The 22,785-nt window shown below is 39.9% G+C and carries 10 protein-coding genes and 1 pseudogene; 5 read left to right on the plus strand and 6 right to left on the minus strand.

Translation table 11 applies throughout. The features are described 5' to 3' along the window. The first annotated feature begins 15 nt into the window (after positions 1–15). Both RMZ42_RS06710 and RMZ42_RS06715 read left to right on the plus strand, forming a co-directional pair. Positions 16–1,983: a M23 family peptidase gene (locus RMZ42_RS06710; protein ID WP_322670667.1), complete on the plus strand. Its 1,968-nt coding sequence runs from the start codon at positions 16–18 to the stop codon at positions 1,981–1,983. 3 nt (positions 1,984–1,986) lie between these two features. Further along, a complete protein-coding gene (locus RMZ42_RS06715) occupies positions 1,987–2,715 on the plus strand; it encodes a hypothetical protein (protein ID WP_322670668.1) in 729 nt (242 codons plus the stop codon). Positions 2,716–3,029: 314 nt separating this feature from the next. Here RMZ42_RS06715 and RMZ42_RS06720 read toward each other — a convergent pair whose 3' ends face one another. The 4 genes from RMZ42_RS06720 to RMZ42_RS06735 form a co-directional block, all read right to left on the minus strand. Continuing rightward, positions 3,030–4,136, minus strand: coding sequence for a DUF5895 domain-containing protein (locus tag RMZ42_RS06720; RefSeq protein WP_322670669.1), 1,107 nt, complete (start codon positions 4,134–4,136; stop codon positions 3,030–3,032). Between the two features lie 513 nt (positions 4,137–4,649). After that, positions 4,650–11,015: a DEAD/DEAH box helicase gene (locus RMZ42_RS06725; protein ID WP_322670670.1), complete on the minus strand. Its 6,366-nt coding sequence runs from the start codon at positions 11,013–11,015 to the stop codon at positions 4,650–4,652. After that, positions 11,012–11,935: a hypothetical protein gene (locus tag RMZ42_RS06730; RefSeq protein WP_322670671.1), complete on the minus strand. Its 924-nt coding sequence runs from the start codon at positions 11,933–11,935 to the stop codon at positions 11,012–11,014. The genes RMZ42_RS06725 and RMZ42_RS06730 overlap by 4 nt, the downstream gene beginning before the upstream one ends. A 12-nt stretch (positions 11,936–11,947) precedes the next feature. Further along, positions 11,948–14,845, minus strand: coding sequence for a chromosome partitioning protein ParA (locus RMZ42_RS06735; protein ID WP_322670672.1), 2,898 nt, complete (start codon positions 14,843–14,845; stop codon positions 11,948–11,950). Positions 14,846–15,315: 470 nt separating this feature from the next. On the opposite strand from RMZ42_RS06735, the gene RMZ42_RS06740 reads away from it, so the two are divergent. From RMZ42_RS06740 to RMZ42_RS06750, 3 genes are all read left to right on the plus strand, one after another. Beyond that, the gene (locus RMZ42_RS06740; protein WP_322670673.1) at positions 15,316–16,491 is read left to right on the plus strand and encodes a WYL domain-containing protein; all 1,176 of its coding nucleotides are present in this window, start codon (positions 15,316–15,318) and stop codon (positions 16,489–16,491) included. A gap of 196 nt (positions 16,492–16,687) precedes the next feature. Beyond that, positions 16,688–18,553, plus strand: coding sequence for a type IV secretory system conjugative DNA transfer family protein (locus RMZ42_RS06745; protein WP_322670674.1), 1,866 nt, complete (start codon positions 16,688–16,690; stop codon positions 18,551–18,553). Positions 18,554–18,721: 168 nt separating this feature from the next. Continuing rightward, positions 18,722–20,440 (plus strand): ankyrin repeat domain-containing protein, encoded by a 1,719-nt coding sequence (locus RMZ42_RS06750; RefSeq protein WP_322670675.1) that lies wholly within the window; start codon positions 18,722–18,724, stop codon positions 20,438–20,440. 314 nt (positions 20,441–20,754) lie between these two features. On the opposite strand, the gene RMZ42_RS06755 is transcribed toward RMZ42_RS06750, so the two are convergent. Both RMZ42_RS06755 and RMZ42_RS06760 read right to left on the minus strand, forming a co-directional pair. Next, positions 20,755–21,648, minus strand: coding sequence for a hypothetical protein (locus RMZ42_RS06755; protein WP_322670676.1), 894 nt, complete (start codon positions 21,646–21,648; stop codon positions 20,755–20,757). Continuing rightward, positions 21,593–22,738, minus strand: a pseudogene (locus tag RMZ42_RS06760) (group II intron reverse transcriptase); the annotation flags it as partial. The pseudogene RMZ42_RS06760 and the gene RMZ42_RS06755, both read right to left, overlap by 56 nt. Positions 22,739–22,785: the final 47 nt, after the last annotated feature.

The raw sequence follows: 22,785 nt of genomic DNA on the forward strand, positions 1-22,785 counted from the left end.
TTTAAACCTGAAATTATGAAGATACCAAAAGCATGGATATCTCTTCTGGTTGTCATTGCTTGTATTATTTATAGTATCGCCGCACAAGCTACAATCAACACATTTGGTGATGGCAATTTACCGACTCGAATTGTAGAAGTTGCAAATCCTCAGTCTCGACTACCTGCTACTAAAGTTTTGTTGCCAGACTGGAGCCGCATTTCTCTGGCCCAGCTACCAGGTATCAGTCAATCCGGTGCAATTGATGGCAGTCCCTACAGTCAAACACTAGGTTATGACCTGAGTCGCACTTGGAATGTGGGTATGACTCCTGACCAATATTTGAAGTTAGGAGATATCAGTGAAGCATTACAGGCAGAGGAGTTTTCTTTACAGGCGATCCAGGCGATCGCTCTGGGCACACAACCAGAGGCGAACGCAGACATTAAAAGTATAGATTTTAACAAAATTGCCTTGAGTGAATTTCCCTTGATTGGGGAGCAGACATTGATCCATTTGGCTCAGGTTGTTCCCGAATTAGCTAAGACACAAGTAAACAATATTACACCTGTTGCAACCTTACTAAAATCAAAGGGAATTGCTGCATCTAATTTAACACTAGCTCAGGTACTAACACAGTATGAAGTTGGGCAAATGAAGCTGGGAGAAATCGACTTGTCAGAGTTTTCTATCTCTTCAATTCCTAACTTAGATGCAGTACAGCTACAACAATTTACAGGTTGGATGAATAGCAATGTTTCGGATATTCCTGGTTTGGGACGAGTACCTTTAGGATTAATGCCTAATCCCATCACTGAAATTGGTAGCTTGGTAATGCGGATTGATGTAGTTCATGGGCCAGCAGAAAACCGCCGTAACAATACGATTTCTGGTTCAGACGTGCAAGGGTTTTCTGTGCCTTGTACTGTAAAAGACTGCGCTTATTTAGAATTGGATGATTTGGAAAATGCAGGTCGTAGCGATCGCAGTAAGTTGGAAGGTAAGCAGTGGATTTCCGGTAAATACCAAGAAGTCGAGGGCGGGCGGGGTATCCTGAAAGCAGTGAACAACGGTCGGGAACCAACAGGACGGCTACCGTTTGGTAAAGCTTTTAAGGTGGTGGTAATGGAGCCGGATGAAACTACTGATACGGTAGATACGGCTTTGTTCTTTCGGTTTTGTGCTTGGCGAATGGGTTGTACACCTTACTTTATCGGGCCTGTTCCTTTTTTCAGCTACAAGGTTAACTCCCTGATATTTGTAGGCAATTTGAGTGAACAGAGGACAAATACTACGTCTTTACCAACCGGAGCTACAAGAGAGCCTAAAGCTAAGACTACCAACGGTACTGGAGTAAGAGAGAAGATTAATCCATGCGCGTTCAGTAATGCTAGTCAATCGATAACAGGTCAATCATTCTCTGGTATTGATTTGCGATCGCTCTCAAATGCAATTGCGGAAATTGAGAGCGCTGGTAGCGGGGATTACAAAGCAGTTGGCATACATACCTGTGCGGATGGGGGTTTAAATTGTGGTCGCGCTCTCGGTCGCTACCAGTTCATGAGTTATAACCCTTATGCAGTGCAGTTAATTGCTGCCAAGCCTGGAGGTCAAGAGTTCCTGAGTCAAGTGGAGCAAGGGCATCAACCAACAGAGGCTGAACTATTTGAGTTTTTTCCTCCAGCTGACCAAGATAGGGCGTTTATGGCTGATATGGCTAACAAAATTCAAGTGACACAAGAGCAAATCGATCCGGCTACAGGACAGCCATTTACGGGCGATCGCCTAATTGAACGAGTGGCTCAAAAGCACTTTGGTGGTGATTACAGCAAAGTTGATGGAAATGGCTCAGATGCCCTCGGTCGCCTCAGTCTCAAAGATTACGGCAAAACCGCTTTAGCTAGTTATCGCAATGGTAATAGCGATAATGGAACGCTGACCTGTTCTCCTAATGTAAATTCTAGCTACATCAGCACTGCTAAAAATACTCAAAATGGTAGGTAGAGTATGACAGATTTATCTAAAACCTCTATTACCTCACCCCATGAGATAAAAGAAATACTGGATACTGATACCAATTCAAAAATACACTTTGGGCAAACAGCGGAAGGAAAGGGAGTTTATTCTCCCTCCGCCTCCCCTACTCAGTCTCAACCACTGAAGGCAACTGCATATCAATTACCAGCACCGACTATGAGGGTACGCTACTGGGTTCATTGGTTTCGCATTGGTTTGGGCATTTTTTTGTTGCTGTCGATTCTCATGGGCTTAGGGGGCTGTAGCTTAAATGCGGCAACCGTTACTTGGAACAAAGCTGCTAATGTTGTGCCTGCTACAGTCGTTGAACAGGTGATTGTAGAAAATACAGAGTTAAATGCCAAAGTATCTGCTAAAAATATACTGGCTTGGAGTGTGGAAGGAAAAGACGGCAGGTTCGCAGTTTTCAACTTGAATATGCCTGATGTCTGTGGTGCTTTGGGATGTCTGTATACTGGTTACTGGCTCAGAAAGGACAAACCAATTACTCAGGTATTCTTGAGTTACTTGAATCCCAATCTGCCACCAGGTAAACATTTGTTGTCAGTGGGAGAGAACCGAGGTCAGGCATTACCGTGTATTAAAGTACTGCAAACCGAGCAAGAGCAGCTACGTCAATTGAATTTTTGTTTCAATGGCACTGGCTATCAACTTGCTGATAGTCAGCTTTTTACTAATAGTAAAAATTTCCAAAGTTGATCAATCAAAATCTAGAATAAAACTCTGCCATAGTCTTCTTGGCTACGGCAGGGTATTTTCATCTAAAACCTCTAGGAAATTCCCATTAAATCGGTATCTAGGTCAATGGTGGATGAAGAGTGCTGTACATGGATAGCGGGGCGTTTAGCCCGTGTTCAGTTAAAAGACCGCACACAAGTGGAGCAACTGCTGTGTGGGGTATATACCAAGTACATAAGTACTGAGTGACTTTTAATCTACTCAGGACTCAGGACTCATGACTCAGCACTAAGTAGTGGGTAGTTTACCAGTACAGACGCTATAGTTGCATTGGACTATTCCTCATCATCCAGTTCATCGTCTTCTTCCTCAAAATCATCATCGTCTAACTCAGCTTCCAAATCGTCGGTTTCATCGAGGAAGTCATCATCGTCAATAAGTTGAATTTTGCGAGGTGGCTTGGCTGCTGGTTTGGATTTACGAACGCTTTGAGTTTTGTTCCCATTCTTATTTGGTGGCAATACTTCCACGTCTACAGATACCGATTCTCCTGGCAAAGCAGGTAGGGATTGAGGTTCATTAAAACCAGCGATCGCATCATGTTGTTGCCAAATGAGGGCTTTAGCTGTGGGCTGACCCAAATAAAATTGAGACAGATTTTCAACGGTGGGTTTGGTATAGTCTACAGTCTTACAACAGTCGTGTTTATTCTTACCTTCACCTTCTTTGACAGCTTTGAACTCGACTGACAGCACACCTAAGCTACGCCACCTATCGTTTTTGCCGCTAAATGGCACTTGGAAATAGTCAGCAAAGGTTTTCTCCAAAGAACGGTAAAACTCCTCACGCACTGACTTAAAACTCCAGAGAGCTACATTCTTAAAGCGGACAACGACAGGAGTAGTATGCAGGGGTTGATTATCCTCATCCAGAAACACCAGTGCATGTTCTGAACACACATCCATTGTTTTCTTGTCAAGGTTATGCTTGTATTCATCATAAAGTCCAACAAAAGAACCACCTAAGTCTTCAACATCTGATTTATAACGGATATACTCTGGTACAAAAGCTAAAACCAGTAAACGTGCTTGAGTAATTAAGAGTCCAGTAACATCTTCAGTTAGGGTGACAATGGTTAGGTCGTCCTCCTGTGGCATATCAAGCCAGCCAGCCTTTTCTAGCTGGTCTTCTGGAATCAGAAGTCCGGCGGGTTTGTCATTAACGACAATGCCGTAAGGCAGTAACGGTCGTCTAACTTGGTTATAACTGTCGCTGAGAAGTTCTGGGTCAATATCGTCAATATCAAGGTCTGACAATTGAGTGTTAGAAGCTTTAGATTTAGCTGCTTGAGTTTTGGTATTAGCTTTGGGATTAGAAGCAGCAGTTTTGGCAGTAGATTGATTGGAGCGATTAGAGTTGTTTGAAACCCTAGATTTAACCATTGGACTACATAAATATGATTGCCCAACGCATGAGGCGTTAGCCTCAAAATTTATTTACAAATCGTTGTTTATGAGGCAATTACTCTCCACCACAGATTTCAATTACGCCATAAAATAAAGTATTTCCATTCATTTTCGCGCGGTTCTGATAGCGGATCTCGGCTCAATGCCTTTTGTCTAACTGAAGTCTAGCTAAATGTTAGACTTCAGTTAGCCATTTTTGTTAGACAGAAGATGAAATATAGCGATTATGTTAAAAGTAAGAAACGCTTGTGTGTTTAAGTTAAAAGTGTATTACCACAAGCGTTTTAAGTGCCAATGCTTTCTACTCCTGTTGCGAGGTCGCACCCATGAGGCTAACACTGAGGTAAGAAAATGCAATAGATGGGATGTGAGTGCCAGTCTAACCAAAAACTGGGTTAAGTGTATGGTTCCTTTAATTTAGTAAAAGTGAAATTTATGGATAATACAGCCCTCTATTGTGCAACGCCAATTCTTCGCCATCCTCAAATTTTAAATGGTTTTCTCAACTACTACATAAGTAGTAAATTTAACACGATATTTTCCGCGCTCTCTTGCTAAAAAGGTCATCCCGATGTCAAAAATCACTTGATAATGCAGTCCGTCTTGTCGGTAGATTTCCAGAACGCGACCGTGAGGAATAAGGTGACTCCATTGTTTGAAATCAACTGAGCGTTTAACTCGAACCAATAAATTATTTTCATTTGGTTGGAGTTGAAAAAATACTTTTTTAAGCTCTTTCTCTATGGTTAAAGCGTTCTTAGCATCCTTATCTTCAGTTGTGAGAATTTCGACATGAGATTGAGTATCAAATCCACCCCATTTTAATAATTCAACTAAAATGGAAGCCCCTTGTTCCCTCAGATAGCGATCGCGGTACACAACTTTCGTCACCTTGCTTCCAGATAAAGCAGCCTCTAATCTCAGTTTATTTCTAAGTTCTGATATGCTGAAGTCGCCGCGCCATTCCTTCTCATAGGGGTTTAAGAAGATTACGGTAGTGTTTAGGTCTTCTAACTCAGATGCTTGCACAAGTCTTGCTTGTTGGCGTAATGTTTCTAACCGACTAACAACTGTTTTAACACCTTCTAGGCTCCGGGTTTGAAACCATACCTGTGGTTTATTATTTGGAGATTGCTGCAATGAAAGAGCAATACGGTTACTTTGGTTGCTATTGAAACAGAGAGTTGGGACATCCTTATGTAAATTTTCAGGGAAATGTTCATCACAAGCCTGATAAAGTTTTACTAAACCTTGGTCTATCAACTGTTGTAAGCGTTTTCGCCAAACCTTGAGGTGATTTCGTTGGTCTAAAGAAGCATTTGAAAGTGCATTGGGGTCTGGCAAATAATTTACTATTAATTCAAGTGGCTGATTAATCAGTCTCATAGAATAAACTGCATCTGTAAGCAGATTTAACCAAGGCAAATTTGAACCTTTATTTAAACCAAACTCATCAATTAGTTTGGGTAAATAAATTAAAGTATCTGGTGCAGCTGCTCTGCAAATTGCTGGTAAGTTATCTGCGATGAGAGACAAACTTATTCTATTGGAGTTGGGAGCAAATTTTTGTAATTCTTCATCCGGACTGACTTGCTCAACTATCGGTCTCAGAAAATTTGCCACTAAATGACGATTAAACTGGTTGTGAAATGGCTGGTTTGAGTAAGTTTGTAAACAATCATAACAACTAGTTGCACAGTTGCACGATGAAACTATTTTTAATGCTGTCTTTAAAACTTCATCAAAGCGTTCGGCAATGCGACGGCTGTATCCTGCTCCTCCAGGCACATTGTCATAAATAATAATGTTAGCGCGTTTGTCCGAACGAGGCGTAAACAGTCCATCTAATTCTGTACGCGGTACGTCAATTACTTGGGCTGCTGCTGCTAACAATGCATAGGTGAGAGAACGCCAAAATTCTAAACCTCGGTTGCGATTTTTTGTATTGGTAAAAATTTCGCCATCATCTTCGCGTTCTCCATCTTTGCCGAACAGGGGTGTAGGTTCGGTTTTGGAATCAAAGACAATTTTTAGCAAATCGCTACAAAATTCATGTCCCAAATGCATCAATGTATAGCGGCCAGAACATGGTTTTCCCGTTATGGGATGAGTATGAGCAATTTGCGATGATTGTTGGCTGGTTGCAGAGTTTTTATTGGCTGCTTTTTTACCTCGGCTTTTTTTCGTTTCTCCTTTGGGTAATAAATCGCTCAAATCGCGTCCACAGGTAGTACAAATTGCAAATCCTTTTCTATCAAACCCTTTGTCTTTACCATAGGAACCTTGATTAGCTAAAAAGAAATTACCACCTTTGCTAACAGTAAGAGTATACAAACCCAATTGTGATGATAAGGTTTCTGATAAATCTCCATCATTTATTAAAAAAATCTGAGATACTGGTTGACGCTGCGGTTTAATGTATGGGGTGACTTCTGGAAGTTTTTCCCAATCAGTTGTAAATGCTTTGGGAACTTTGTAAAGTTTCATTTTTTTAGCCGCAGGTGAGGATGGCTCATCACCACAAACGGGACAATAATCTACTGGTTCATCTCCTGTATTTGCATTTAAAAAATGATTGCAATTTTGGCAAACCCAATAGAATTTTTGTTCTAATTTTGTTGGTTTGAGAATGCCAACACTTTTGTACATTCGGTCATCTACTATTATTTCTTGGTCTGGAGCATATTCACCAAGAGCAAGCCGGCGATCGCGTTCTAGTCGATGTTTGCCTTGTGCTGAATTATACTCATTGCTGTCCCCTGTCAAAAGGCGAACTACGTCAATAGGAAAACCATAAATTGGTAGGATACTGGCTTGGGCTAGTTCGTCATGTAAGCGACGAGAGCCAATTTTATCAAGTTCGCGCTTTGTCCCAGCGATGAATCTGGCTATTTTCTCTAAATTTTTTGTTTCAGATGGGTCGGTAATGCGGTTTCGTAGTTCAAGCATATCTTCCGCTAAACTATTCCAATCTTGAAGTTGCTGCTGTTGAAAATCTTCAATCCCATCTTTAAAGCCTTTCAGCACTATAGCTGCTTGACTTTCCAAGCTACCTAACCGAGTTAGCCACTGCACTGCTAGGTCTGCTGCTTCATTGCTATTTAACCATTGTTGTAACTTACAAATCTTGGCTTCAGCAGGAGGAGTGAAATTTTCAGAGGAAGCAGGATTTTCTAGTGGTAAATCCAAAAACTCTGCTATTTTTATTTCTTCTGCACTGAGATTCCAGTTTTTTCGTAAAAATGCAGCTAGTAACTCAGCATGAATGTGACGCTGTTGTATTTGAAAGTTACCAGAATCAAGCTTGGGGATTTGATTGCTACCAGCAATTAACTCTTTTGGTTGCTCAAAATAAAAGCGGTCGTGGGGACGACGTTGGCCATACATTAAAGTAATAGCTACACCATCTGTACGTCGTCCAGCGCGTCCGGCTCGTTGCTGGTAGTTGCTAACATGGGGAGGGAAATTGCGAAGAACCACCGCTTGCAACTCACCAATATCTACACCCATTTCTAAGGTTGTTGAACAACTGAGCATATTGATGCGGCCTTGGCGAAAACGATTTTCGCGTTTTTCTAGTTCTGCAACACCTAGCTGTGCTGTATGTTCTTGCGATCGCAGTGGTAAAGGTAAGCGTTTTGTAATTAAATATTGCTGATAATGTTCCGCAGAGGTTTGTTCAATTTTTTCAGGTGTGTAAGACTCAAGAGTACCACCACATTTATAAGCCGAACATCTTTGAACGCTAAGTTTTCCAAGAGTGATTTTTGATAAACCTGGAACATGAAAAACCTGCTGGCAGCAATTACATTTATACCAATCTTGCCGCGTCTCAAAAATATTTAACTGTCCCCAGTTAAGTTGATATCCCTTTTTAGCTGAAACAAGCAAGCCAAAGTCTTGAAGTTGCCGGAAAAGCCATATAAAATCTTCTTTACTAGGAAGTTTCTCTTCGCCAAATATTTGTAAAAAGTACCAACCCAAACGATTTGGTGGTTTTCTCACCTTTCCTTGTTTCCAAGGCATAAAAGAGGGAGAGTCTTTATATTTTTTTGTGTCATCACCTGACTTTTCTAAAAATAGGTAATTTTTAGACTTTCCCTGAGCATCTATCATTTCAGGACGGCGACCATCGCCTCCGGTTTCTTGAAAGTAGCTGGATGAGCCTTCAATGCTAACAATTCCTGTGCGACGGATGATGTCAGTAATAACTGTCAAGAAAATCTGCGCCTCATCATTGCTGATTTCAAATTTACGAGCAACTGACTCTATTAAATGCTTCTCCAATTCTATATGACAAGTTAACAATGCAAATGCTTCTAAGGTTGAACGACGGTTCAAAACGAGAGCAAATTCCTTAACTAATATTTCCTTAGCTCGTTTTTGAGCTAAATCTTCTGCATCTATTCTATTTTTTCTATCTTTAGGTTCTTCCTCTGGATCGTTAGGACGGTAACTTTTATAATTTGCATCAGATTTTCGGTCAGGGTGAGGAATATAAAATTCTAAAAATCTTGCTTTCAGTTGGTTAATTAATTGATTAACAGATGTAATACTTTCAGCGTTTTTTACCTGATGAAATGCTTGCCAAAGCATCTGGCGGTATAGCATTTCGGTATGGGTACGTTGATAGTCTGAGGCAAAAAATGCTGCATCTTGACGACCATCAGAAAAGGTAAGTAATTTCCGCTTTGAAGAGTTTTTATCAGTCTTTTCTGTTTCTGGTAGTAGTTCAAAGAGACTATCAAGCATCGCCTCTAATGGGCCATCTGTATAAGTCACAAATCGATTGATTGCTAAAGTAGTACGCCCAGTTCCAGCACCACAAGCAGCACATCTGTTTAAATAACAACTGCCTTTATCCTCATCATTTTTTTGGCGATGCCATGCTAAAGTAAATTCATTTTCTGCTGTTACTTTGTTCGTAAACGCTTCATTTGAAATTTTACCAATCCAGCCATGTTTCTGAAGTTCAAATTTAAAAGTTTTTAGTGTTATTGATTCTTGCTCCTCTTCATCTTCACCTATTTCCTCTTCTTCTGTTACACTATCTAAATTACCAGAAGTTAAAGTGTAAATATTGGTATTATCCTTTAATGCTTGAATTGATCTGGGTAGAGATTTTAGTTTTCCCGAATCTTGGCGTTGAGTAAATACATAACCCTGACCGCATTGAGAACAACTGCCCAATTCTAATACAGGGGAACCACAGCATTCACAGGTTTTTTTCTCATTCAAATAAAGTTGCCCATACCGTACTTCACGGTCTGAATAAATTGGGTCGTGCGCTGCTCCCGAACATTTGGGATTAATACAGGCATAAAGTCCCTCTAAACTGCGAAATAAAAGATGTAATCTCACAGGAAGTAAAGGTAAATCATCTGGATTTGCACGAGCGAGAGTACCTATTTGCAGCAAATGAGCTAGTGCAACTTCTGCATCTGTATCATCAACGCTACCATCTAATTTAATTGGCAGATTTACACCCCATAATTCTGTAGAGCGAACTATTTCTTTCCAAGGTTTAGGTTCACGACAAAGTATATTAATCAGTCTATGTATTAAGGGATGCCCCTTGAGAGCAAACCAGAGGAATTTGTGGATATCGCTATCAGCTTGCGACTCAGCTAATTTTAGTTGTTGTTCGGGTACAATAGCGCTCAGTGGGTCAAACCAGGAACTAATTGGAGAACCTTGTTGTGGTAATTCGATAATACTTAAATATTGTATAATTTCCTCATTAGTAAGTGCAACAGGTAGAGTATAAGGTTTGCCTAATCGGTCTTTGGCATTGAGACGCTGACCGCGAATTACTTGACTAAAAGTTTCACCAAAAAACTCTCCTGCAAATGCGATAACTTTATCATCAACCGAAGCATCTCCTAAGCTGGCACTGGTAGCGATGCAGCGAATTTTACCTTTTTGTTCCACACCTACGGAAGCTTTAAAACGCTCTAATAGCATGGAAACTTCACTACCCTTAGCACCATCATAGGTGTGAGCTTCATCTACTACTAACATTTTGAAAGTATTTACTGAAGCCTCAAAAATTTTTTCTCGCTCCTTGGGCCGAATCAACATATGCTCCAGCATGGAGTAGTTGGTAATTAAAATATGGGGTGGTGCTTCCCACATTTCTTCTCTTGAGAGTAATTGCACTTGGCTAGTTTTTTCAATAGCTTTATCAATTAATTCCTCATCTTTTATAGATTTTATTTCAGCCGAGGTAAATAATTGCCGCAGTTCCTCTGGATCGTAAGCTGCAAATTCTTCTCTTAATGACTCTATTGCTTTACCTCTGTCTTTTTCGGTGCGACTGGTGTAGAATCCAAATTTAGTTTTGGTTGTCGTCTTTTGGCGACATAATAATTGCCGCAGACGTTTAACTTGGTCATTTACCAGAGCGTTCATCGGGTATAAAATTAGCACCCGCACTCCAGCGATCGATAAATTATCTCCTTCTTTCAGTAGCATATCGAGCATGGGTGTCAGGAAACACTCAGTTTTTCCCGAACCTGTACCAGTCGCAACGACTATATTTTGCTGTTGTTCCACAACTGCGCGGATAGCTTTTTCTTGATGTTCGTACAACCGACGGCTACTAGGTATAAATAGTGTTGCCATATCAGGGTGTAAAACCCCTTGTTCGACCAAATCATTGATACTAAGACTTGATTTATACGGCTGAGAACCTTCGAGGTAAGGATGTTGCCAAAGGTTTCCAGGTTGCTCTAATAATTCCTTAAAACCGTAGCGGAGATGGGGGTCACGTAGGGGGTAAGCTGTAAGTAAATAGCGAATAAAGTCTGCACGGGGTTGTTCAACTGCTGCGATTGGATCTAGATATTTAGTCATACTAATTTAGCTCCTAAACGTTTAAATGCTTCTTTTACAAGTGGCCAGTTTTTTGATTGAAAATTTCGAGTTCTGTATTCTTCTCCAGGCTCAGAAATATGCCATAACCACCGTGCATAGGTACTGGGAAGATAGACACCTTGCAAATTTAACTTTCCTGGAGGTTCATCCCAAATTATTTTTAAAGGACATCCCATTTGTTTGTCCTGGTAGAACATGGCTAAAATAGCTAAATCTGGCTCTAATTCATAAAAATTTTGGTCTTCAAACCAGAGATATTCACCTGTGGGTAAGTGCAATATATCTTCATTTTTGATACTTTCGCGGCTCGGATTGCGCCAACGCTCTTTCTGCGCTTCATTACAGGGTACGTATCGCTGAATATAGCTTCCATTTTGCCAATTTTTGATAGAAAAAGGGTCTTCTGTCCAAGTTGAACGCAACTCCGATTTCAAGGGTTTTCTTGGGATTGGGAAATTTTCAATACTATCTGAAATAGTTAGCAAACGAATACCAACTTGATGAAGACGGTTTTTAATCCTATGAAATTGATTACTTTTAGGTCGTAACACTAAAGGATTTGGAGGGTTTTGTTGACTTTCTAGGACTTGATGAGCCAGAGTCAAATAAGCGCGATCGCCCCGAAATAGCAAACTTGTTAAATCTTCTTTATTCTGGGCTAAAACCATCGGAGGAGCCATACAGTAATAGTTTCGTTTCCCTGCTAGCACTTCTCCTTCTGCTTGTAATTCATTTAGGATGTTTTGAATTTTATCTGTTAGGTTCTTTTGAGATTCGTTGGGAGAAAGGCTTGAACTTATTATTGATACAATTTCATGCTTGGTTAAAACCTGCGGGAACTCCGGATTTTTCGGATTGCGATGATTGCTGAGTATTAGAGTAATTTTTTCAGTTAACATTTTATTAATAAATTATGATATTTTTTGAGCATCTTGATATGTTAATGGCTGAGTTGTTTGAACGTACTCCACTTCTTGGATATAACTCTGAACATTTTTTATATTGGTGCATTGCATCAATATAGAATCTTTGTAAATCCATTGCTTTGGTAGTTGAATACTTAAAATTTCATTTTTGAGATTGTCTTTTTTTTCTATATGTCTTATGATGTTATGAACATACTCACGTTTCTGTGGGCTAGTTATTTTTATTAATAACCAATTCTTTTTCGTGTCAGCTATATTATTATTTTTCGCTTTTGAAATAGTTTTCTCTTCTCGTCTAGCCGGATTTGTAAGTTCTATTTTAAAAGTATTAAGGAGAGCTTGTAGCTTGTTGGTAAGAGAATTATTATCTAACCATTTTGGAAAAAAATATGCTAAACCGCAGAGGCTATGAATAGCAGTTTTTAGTAACTGATATTCATAGTCAAAATGTTGAGCGGCATTTAAAAAATCTTGGACAGATTCGTCACCAAGAATTGTGTAACAGTAATTTTCTAAAGTCTCATTTTCTAAGACTTCATCCGGTAAATCATTTTGATTACTACCACACCACCAACCAAGGTTATGTCGTAGTTTACGTGAGCCTAATATCTGAATATTATAAATTCCAGGTTGCAATTTTAACGGAACATTAATTTTATCTTCATTTGACGAAACTGGGTAAATTTTAATTTCTACTGGCGAATTTTCAGGTAAGAGTAAATTCCAGCATGAAAGAGAATAAAGTTCGTTAGGTAATAAACCAGATATTTGAACTGCTTGATTATCCCAAGTGCAGCTAATTACCAGCGAAGCAACTTCCATTTCTATTAAACGTTGTGTTTCCCCGCCTATCCTCTGGAAATCTAAAGCATACCAATTAGAATGAGGAGATAATAAATTATAGAAAGATGCCAAGTTTATGTGTAAATTACCCAATGAATCTGCTTGACATTGAGAAAATACAGTTTCCTGCCTATCATATAAAGATAAACCGATAATTTCTAGAGGTAAAAGACCTTTCATTTGAATTTCTTCTGCCCAAAAAGTATCAGCAGAACCATTATGAATAGGTAAGTTTTCTACCTGTCCTTGCGAACTGCTACTAATTAGTAAACTTTTAATTTCTGGCTTGCTAGCCATCTGATAGTTTGACTGAGTTTCAAACTTATATGACCAGCGATGAAATTGATTCCAAAAGCGGGCTTCATATTTCCCTGCTTCAATAATCCATTTATCGAGAGGAATTGCTTGCCATTTATCGCTTGGTTGTATTATTTCAGTTGTAGTAATAATTGTTTTTTGATGGGTGATATTTTCGATAGAAACATTTAAGGATATTTGTCCTTCAATAGGCGGATACCAGAACGTGGGAATTTCTAAATAAACAGATTTTTTACCCTTGAGCTTCAGTCCTCTTAAGCTTGGTTGTTCCTCATAAGAAAGTTTCCAGCTAATCGTTGGGAATGTAGTAATCTCTTCATCGGAGAAAGCTATGAAGACAATTGATGATTCTTTCGTTGTCAGTGTCAGCTGTTTACCTTGCCAGCCTCTAATACTAGATGGTACACAAGTATCTACAATTTCAATACCATTACCAAAGTCTAGACAAACGCCTTTAGGAGTAAAGAAAATAATTTCTTTGGCTCCCCTGATGCTAGGATTAGTAGAGTCTAAATTTAAGTGTTCGCCTGTCCCAGCATCGAATATTAGACAAGGCAGATTGCTGGCTACACCCTCAAGCTTCCACTCATTTAAGCAATTTTTTCGATGATCTAAGAGTTGCCATTCCCATAGTTCAGCCCCACTTTTGATATTTACAACTTGTTCGGGAATCATTAATCCTGGATTATTGGGAATAGTACCTTCCCAATGTGCTGCTGGAATTTGGCAGAAAGTACCACTTAAGCGTTCCCAACCTTTCTTCCAAAGGCTTTGTTCTGGCAGCACTAGCTGCATATTCAATGATTCAGTAACATCTAAAACCAGTGATAGAGGCTTTTGGCGACGACTAATTATTTTACGGCTATTACCAAAACGACGCTGTTTAGGAGTTAAAACCTGAATTAAACTGTTCCAGTCCCTCAAGAAAAAATTGTTTGGTAAGTAATAGTTTCTCAGCAGCTTTTCGCGCTCATTGTCATCTTTCAGCGTTTCAGGTAATGTTCCTTGACGTTCAAGTTCAACAGCAATAATAGCAATACCTTGAAGTAACTGCCCGGATATTGGTTCAACTTCCTCGTTTTCTTTCTGCGGGCAACTAGATTTAAGAAAATGAATTAGAGTAGTCCATTGAGGATGCTTTTCGTGACAAAAATCAAACAGTTCTTCAGAAATATCTTCACATGAGCTATGGGCAATTTCCCACCATCCATATTCATTTGAGAATTCCTGAACTAAGTGGGCAAAATGATTGAGGTTTTGTTGAGGAATACCACTTTGCAGCCATAAGGTTGATACATAGGGATACCCTCCTTTAGCTTTAACAAGACCAAGTAGGTCAAACCCTTCACCAACGATCCGACGTAGTGTCTTCTCTAAACTTTGATTACACGAAAGTTTTAACCTTTGACAAAAACCATACCAAAATTTTTCTTCAACGCTTGAATAATAATATGCATACTCCGATAGAGCAAAAGTTAGAATTTTCAACCAGTTCTGCTCAGGTTCATCGAATCTTTCATATAACTTATTATAAGTAACTGTACTTAGGTTGCTCAAGTTATAGCCTACAACATCTAAAACTTGGTCTGTGGCTTTTTGACTAATCTGAATGCTACCCAAAAATCGCTGTTTATCTGGACGATTATAATGAGACCAATGTGACGAAATTGTTTGCCAAAGATGTTGCGTTTGTCTTGGTATAGAGAAGTTAAAAGTAGTCATTGTTTAGTAGATAACTAACTTAGTTAAACTGCGTCGCTAACGCTGGGCTATCGGGCAATCGGAGAAGGGATTTATCCCTTCTGCCTTTTTCCCTCTGCTTTCTTGTTCAATTTTTACTAACCAGACAACCAACAAAGTTCGGTTGCTGCCCTGACAAAAAAGTATCTCTATACTTAAGATTCCCTGCAAAGGGTTTTAAGTAACTATTTTTACACTATATCTACAATTTACGCGGAAAATTATCTATTTAAGATATCGGTCTAGTACTTCTGCCGTTTGAGTTGCAATGTAGGCTGAATGCCTTGATTTACCTTGTATAAACTGCATAGTAGCAAAAGGGATTTCAAGAAATCCATTAAATCCGAGTATTTATTTGATTATTTAAAATTACCTAAAAAGCAAGACTAGTAGAGCTTTGAGAGATTAATTTAAGTACTAGTTGAATATTTTCTTTTACTTGACAGGTCAAAATGCCCAAGAAGTCTATTGCTCATCTTTATACTGACCTCCAGGCGTTTGAACGGTTGATGCTACTGATTGCGACTTTTGTGCGTTATCCCGGAGTGGGCAACAGTGATTTTAATGATTCAATCGATACAAAATCTGGGGGTTATCATGATGCACTTACTGAGGTGTCGGTGCGTTTGCTGGAAGTTGCTCGTGACTGCGGTATTGATTTGCCAGCTTACTCATTACACACGCTGCGAAAAGATTTGCGGACATTGCGTCACTACAATATCCTAGACAACCGCATGTATCGTTGGGGTTATTATCTGGGGACTGGTGCAATGAGTCGGGTAGAATTACAGGTTGCGTTCAATGCCTTGAGTTCTCAAGCAAAATATCAACAAGATCCGCAAGTTAACAAAATTTATCAAATATTGATGCGACGATTGCGGGGACTGAACTTAGCAGACCAATTTGCCTATCCAGTGCGGGCGCAAATCAATCGAGCAATTATTTACACTGACCCAGAAGAAATGATGGCTGATAGCAAGTATCGTGGCACCCTTTTTGAGAAACTAGAACAGCTAGAAAGCGCTATTATTCGGGGCCAGGCAATAGAAATTTATCGCAGTCGCAATGCTTATCAACAAGGTATTACTGAGTTTTTAAATATTTACCCTTTACAACTTATCTATTCAGATATAGCTTGGTATCTATTGCATGAAGATTGTCAGAATGGACATTTAGCTATCTCAAGGTTGGATAGGTTTACCGAACACTTTAAGTTGCTTGACTCTAAAGGACGGGATTCAACAGAACAATGGCAAAGCCTCCAAGTCGCACATCAACTACTGGAGAATGGCTGGGGGTTATATTTAGGTAAACAAGAGGAACAAAGTTTAGAGCGACAGGGAAAATTAGATTTTGTTAAAGTAACCGTGCGCTTCTTTCCTGATGTTATGGTGTTTATTCAAGAAGGCGAAAAACGCCATAAAAGCCAGAAAATTTCTTTTGGAGCGAAAACTCCAGATGGAAAACCAAGCTACCTAGATTACAGACTCAAACTTCCATCGCGATCGCTGACGGAATTTAGCCGTTGGGTTTATCGCTTTATGGGTAGCGCTCAATTCCTTACACCCAAGGAATTGGTGGAAAAACACAAGCAAGCTGCTCAAGAATTGCTTGCTCGTTATCTTTAGAATTATAGAATTGGACATTGCTAATTTGCTTTGACAAACGATGCTCCTTTCACTCCTTCCATCCCCTACACGATAATCATTTTTTGTTTCAAATCACAATCGCTTCTCTTAAGACCTCTAAAAAAATGTCCAGAAGGTCAATACTTTAGCTTTCACTTGGTAGCTAAAATTTCTGTTAAATGCATACTTCACTGCTATGAACATTTACCAGAAAAATCTACCACACAACCAGATCACTGCTAACTCGACATTAATTGAAGTGTCATCCTTTCAAACACCTCTGGCTAGCATTGACTTTGGCAAGTTGTTTCAGCAGTATAACAATCCCCAAGGTTGGATGATGGTCGGTGGAATGCTCTTCGTTTTACTGTTGTTGCAAATCAGTGGTACTGGTAAGGGAAAAATCACCACTGGTAAAGTCTCCGGTATCAGTGAGAAACTAGCAGCGACTAACCTAGCACTCAAGCAAATCAAGGAGCATAAACACAATAAAGTTACCCTGTGGTCTGGAACTCCTCGCTATTGGGTAAAAGGTAAATGGCGATCGCTAGTTACTAATCTGCAAACAATGTTAGGTGCATCTCCTAGTGTTTGGTTTCCCAATGCCGAAAGGGGAACACTGGTAATAGGTGCGCCTGGGTCTGGTAAAACCTACTCTACCATAGACCGGATGTTAGAAAGTGCGATGCAGCAAGGTTTTCCGATTTTACTCTACGATAAGAAGGGCGACCAACTACGACTCCATGCACCCTTAGCAGCCCGTTATGGCTATAAAGTGCGAGTATTTGCCCCCGGTGAACCCTTTAGCGGTGTGATTAATCCTTTGGATTATATGCGTGATGCACGCGATGGGGTAATGGCAGGGGAAATCGGACAAGTGATTAACCGCAATGCTTCCAGTGGTGGTAAAAGTGATGAGTTCTTTGCTAAAGCTGGAGACTTGTTAGCTAAAGCACTTTTACAGTTAGTCAAGGGTTCACCTTACCCAGATATGGCGATGCTTTATGCGGTGCTGCGGTTGCCAAAACTTGTACAACGTCTTGACCATGCAGTACAGTCCAAACGGTTAGATGAATGGGTTGCAACTTCATTTATTCAATTTTTGAGTGCCAAGGATGCAGAGAAGACTATTTCGGGGATTTTGACCACAGCAGCAGGTACTTTCTCATCTTTCATCCAAGCTGATTTGCTGAGGGCATTTATAGGGAAATCGGACATTCCCACTAAGCTTGAAGGTAGAGAGATGGTGGTGTTCAAGCTAGATGATGAACGTCGCAGTGTGGTTGGGCCTCTGTTGGCGGCTGCAATGCACTTGATGATTGTCGGTAATTTAAGCCGTCCCCGCAAAGATCCATTGATTATTTCTTTGGATGAATTACCATCAATTAAGCTGGACAGATTACCACAGTGGATTAATGAATATCGTTCCAACGGTGCCTGCTTTATTCTAGGTATCCAAAGTTTAGAGCAACTTTACGATATTTATGGGGATAAGATGGGGAGTGCGATCGCTTCTGCTTGTAGTACCCATGTTTTGTTCAATCCTGGTAATTACAAAACGGCTGAGGATTACTCTAAACGCTACGGTGAGAAGGAAGTGCTGATTAAAAATCGTACCACAGGGCGATCGCTTGGCGGACAAATGAGCCGTTCAATTAGCTGGAGTGAGAATTTACAAAAAATGCCTGTAATCAGTGCTGACGAAATTTTGAAATTTCCTCAAGGCAAGTGCGTAATTACTAGTCCTGGTTATAGTTCCGAGGGACAAGCTTCTATTCCTTATCCTTTAATTATTCCAGTGTCCAAAGCCGATGAAAAACGGGCGCATGATAGTGAGGCTCTTTGGGATACACAAGTTAAACCTGCTTTAGAAAGTCAGGTGATAATTCCTGATATTAAAACGTTAACACAAGCATTACATGAACGGATTGAATCAGCAGCGCGGATGTTGCCATTACCAGAGGAAGATGTAGCACCTGCACAGGAGTCTAGTAGCAGTGAAACTGATGTTTTAGAAAATTTCCCAGCACGAGTTTATCAAACACCCGGATTGCAAGGATAGAAAGGTGGTGGATTTTAATAACCTAGAACATAGGCTAAAATGTTCTTTCAATAAGCCAACGCTTGAGCAACACCACAAATCCTGGCGTTGGAGGCGATGTTTACGCATAATTCACATTTTGATTCAGCAACGCCAATAATTTATATCAAAAGTTAGTTCAGAAAAATTATGCAAAAAATTCATATTTATGCACAGCAGGGAGATATTGCAGGAGTCGCACGTAAAATAGCCAATGGGGTTGATATTGAGCGCCTAGACGAGTATTCCCTGCAAACACCATTAATGTGTGCGGTTAGCAGCGCCAATGCAGGTATTGATATGATTCGCTTCCTCTTGGAACATGGCGCGAATGTGAATGCTGTTCAACAAGAATTTCAAAATACCGTACTTGGGTTGGCTGTGCAGTCAGGAAATCTAGATAAAATCCAATTGATTCTGGATGCTGGAGCAGATATTAACTATCAAAGCCCAGATGGATATGATGTCTTAATCAATGCTATGTATGGTCGAGATATCTTGCAAGATCAAAACTTAATATCAACTTTGAATTTACTCATTTCTAGAGGTGCTGCTGTCAATGGCATCAGTAGCTATGGTGAGTCTGCAATCAAAGTAGCTGCTCATCTTGGGAGATTTGATGCTGTCAAATTATTATTGAACGCGGGTGCTAACCCAGAGCAACTGGGATGGACAGAATTAATGCACGCTATAGTTTTTGGGAGCTTAGAGCTAGTATTGTTATTACTAGAGCAAGGAGCAGATCAAGATGTGCGTGATTGTTGGCATAGAACCCCTTGGTTATTGAGTATTCAGGTGGGTGAACTACCTAAAGCCAAATTACTCCTAGCTGCAAGAGCAAATCACAACGATGTGGGAAACTGCGGAAAAACACCGTTAATGTATGCGATAGAAAATAATAGGCTCGAAGTCCTACAGTGGCTAATTGCAGAGGGATTTGATATTGAAGCCACTGATGACTTTAGTAACACTGCGTTAATAATCGCAGCAGAGCATGGTGCTACTGATTGCGTCAGAATTTTACTAAAAGCTGGCGCAAACCCCAGCAGAATCAATCATTGCGATCATAAAGCCATTAAGATAGCCACGAAGCTGGAAATTGTCAAAATGTTAATTGCAGCTGGTGAAGATGTGAGTGATATTAACGATGATATGCGGCGATCGCTCACTGGAATTGCCAACAGCAAATTTTCACTATCACAATTATCGCCGGAGCAATATTTTGCTGGCAAACATCCGCGCTTTGGTAAAGCCAATCCAGAATTGATGAAAATCCCTTTTTGGCAGGCGATGATTTGTGAGGGTTGTTCTGGTTATGCAGCCAAAAAGATTTTTGAAGATACAGAAAATTGGCAAGATAAAGCATGGTGCTATGAGCGATTTGGCAGAACCATTACACAATTACCAGATGGCAGAATCGTAGAAATTGCTGGTGAACATGAAGCCTACTCCGATCCTGATTTTTGTATTTATAACGATGTTGTAGTTTATCAAGGTGATGGGGATTTTCAGATTTTTGGTTATCCCGAATATATTTTTCCCCCAACTGATTTTCATTCAGCTACATTAGTTGGAAAATACATATATATTATTGGTAATTTAGGATATACCGATGCAAGAATCTATAATAAAACTCCAGTTTATAGATTAAATTGGCACACATTTGAAATAGAAAAAGTAGAAACAACTGGGGATAAACCAGGATGGATTAGTGAACACAAAGCTCACTACAAAGAACAAGATAAGATTTATATTTCTGGTGGTAAATTGTGTATAATAGGTAATGACCAATCAGAAGATTATATAGATAATTCGGTTGATTACGTCTTAGATTTAATCAACTTAACTTGGAGTCGCGCTACTGTTTAAATATAAATCTATCTCTGACTACTGGAGTTGATTTAATTTGGTGATAGAAAGCTCTCAAGAGAAGAAATTATCATTGCCTAAAACGGAAGTTGGCAGCAAATCATAGAAACGCCTCAAACTCTCGATTATTCTGGACAACAGTTGTTAAACTTTGCCTAAATTGACATATTGTAGGCAAAGTCTGTAGCTCAGTCAAAAGTACGGTATAGCTTTAGGCTAAAAAAATGATTAGGTATGGGTTTCAGACGAAATGGCAGAATTTTTCACTAATCGTTGCAATACGCCTATTTGCCAATGACAGAAGCATTAGCCTCTTAAATGCTGACTTCAGAAATATCATCTAAATTTACCATTGGCGATAACTCATTATTGGCTACATTGGATGGTGAATTATTTTCTGGAGATTGAGTCAGTAGTTTAATTAACCATTTTTCAGTTTGCATCTGATCCTTTTTATTCCAGCGTACATCTAATCTTTGGGCTGGTTTAATAGGATGTAATGCTAAAACTACGAGTTGTATTTGGTTAGGAGTAACTGAGTATTGTCTAGCCGTAGTCCACAGCTTCACCCGGTCTTGCCAGCTTAAATATGGATGGCGTATAGCCCATTCATAAAGCCTGGGAATACCTTGTTTAAATGCTATATTTGTTAATACTTGAATAAAGTGCTTATCGTCATTAATTACAAGAGGTGCGATAACTGGATTATCGACTAATAACTTTTTCCGAGATTGAAAAATTTCCGGTGCAAGTTCCTGTATTTGATCAACCCACTGAGCAATTTGAGGATAGGCATTTAATAAAGGTTCTACAGTCAGTCCTAAAAATAGTTGTCTCATCACCAAAGAGAAGTTATCTGCAACTATAGAGTCAAAGCCAGAGCGATTTGGATGATATTTATGACTGGGTAATAGGAGTTGTTGCTGTGTTTTAGTAATTTGTTGAATATCGGCAAGATTAATTACTGGCATGGTGGAGAGAATATAACATCTCTCCAATGCAGCGGTAAGCTGCAAATTAATTATACGTACAGCCAAGATACAAGAATTAGCTGTCATTTCCAATTGGTAGAGTCGATGGGCGGTATTATCCGCCGCACCTCTCTGTTCAATCTGGGCGTGCAGGTTTCCCCGCACCCAGCTTTCGATATTCTTAGCTAGAGCTTTTGCCGATATGGATATAATCGTGACAGCTTTCGTGAACGGCAAGAAGATTTTTGATTTTCCAGTTATTGTGGTTTCCATCGACATGATGGAGATGTATCTTTTCGTCACTGAGCGTTTTTAATCCACAATATCCACATCTATGGTTCTGCCGCTTTAAGGCAAGAGAGGTTTCACTGTCATAGAGCTTGTTGTTACGTTCACTCCAGTAGGTCAGTTCTCCATCAAATGGAGATTTTGCACCTTTAACACTGACGTGTTTGTTTTCGGAGTAAGGAATTTTGGGAAACGCTTGGTCTAGAAGTTTCTTACTAGATTCGCGGTTCTGTTTGGCTTCCTTGTTAAACACCTTAATTGCTCTGTGTTGGATATGATACAGCGAAAATCGTGACCCATCCATTTTGCAGTATCGGTGGTAGTTCCTCCAACCTCTCACCACAGGTGCTAGTTTAAGAGCCTTGGCTGTGGCACCAAAATTCGAGTTATTGACGATGTATTTGACTTTCCTACGGAATGTTTTGAAATTGTCCACTGAAGGAACGCATCTAAACTTTCCGTTGCTTTGCACTTTAAAGTGCCAACCGAGGAAGTCAAACCCATGTGTCGAGGCGGTCAGCTTAGTTTTCTTTTCGCTGACATTCATTCCACGTTTGGCGAGGAATTGACTAATTTGCTCAAGTATTACATCAGCATTATCATTAGGTTTGAGGATAATAACCATATCATCTGCATAACGCACTGATTGGTGTATTTCCTCTATGCCATTGAGTGCGATATTAGCTAATAGAGGACTCACTACTCCTCCTTGAGGGGTTCCCTGTTCGGGGTATTCTGGGTTGACTCCGGCTTTAAGGCATCGGAAGATTCCGATTTTAATACCCTTTGGGGCAATGAGTCGTTCCATGATAGCTGAGTGGGAAATCCTGTCGAAGCATTTTTCGATATCGAGTTCGATAACTCGTTTTTCTATTCCATGACAGTAAGAGCGCAGGTTGTTGAACAGGAATTTTTGCGCGTCATGCGCTGACCTACCAAGCCTAAACCCGTAGCTCCTGGCATGAAAGGTTGCTTCGTGTGCTGGTTCCAATGCATATTTGGCTAGACATTGCCAAGCCCGGTCTGCAATAGTAGGAACAGTACAGTAAGACTGCACATAACTTCAAGTCACTTTTGGGAAGTTGT

The sequence above is a fragment of the Nostoc sp. DedQUE05 genome (assembly GCF_034530955.1).
Classification (GTDB): Bacteria; Cyanobacteriota; Cyanobacteriia; order Cyanobacteriales; family Nostocaceae; genus Nostoc.

What these genes read in the sequence shown, in the direction of transcription:
- RMZ42_RS06720 (WP_322670669.1), bottom strand. Translation starts at nt 4,136, where the DNA reads ATGGTTAAATCTAGGGTTTCAAACAACTCTAATCGCTCCAATCAATCT.
- RMZ42_RS06730 (WP_322670671.1), bottom strand. Translation starts at nt 11,935, where the DNA reads ATGTTAACTGAAAAAATTACTCTAATACTCAGCAATCATCGCAATCCG.
- RMZ42_RS06735 (WP_322670672.1), bottom strand. Translation starts at nt 14,845, where the DNA reads ATGACTACTTTTAACTTCTCTATACCAAGACAAACGCAACATCTTTGG.
- RMZ42_RS06750 (WP_322670675.1), top strand. Translation starts at nt 18,722, where the DNA reads ATGCAAAAAATTCATATTTATGCACAGCAGGGAGATATTGCAGGAGTC.
- RMZ42_RS06725 (WP_322670670.1), bottom strand. Translation starts at nt 11,015, where the DNA reads ATGACTAAATATCTAGATCCAATCGCAGCAGTTGAACAACCCCGTGCA.
- RMZ42_RS06710 (WP_322670667.1), top strand. Translation starts at nt 16, where the DNA reads ATGAAGATACCAAAAGCATGGATATCTCTTCTGGTTGTCATTGCTTGT.
- RMZ42_RS06740 (WP_322670673.1), top strand. Translation starts at nt 15,316, where the DNA reads ATGCCCAAGAAGTCTATTGCTCATCTTTATACTGACCTCCAGGCGTTT.
- RMZ42_RS06715 (WP_322670668.1), top strand. Translation starts at nt 1,987, where the DNA reads ATGACAGATTTATCTAAAACCTCTATTACCTCACCCCATGAGATAAAA.
- RMZ42_RS06745 (WP_322670674.1), top strand. Translation starts at nt 16,688, where the DNA reads ATGAACATTTACCAGAAAAATCTACCACACAACCAGATCACTGCTAAC.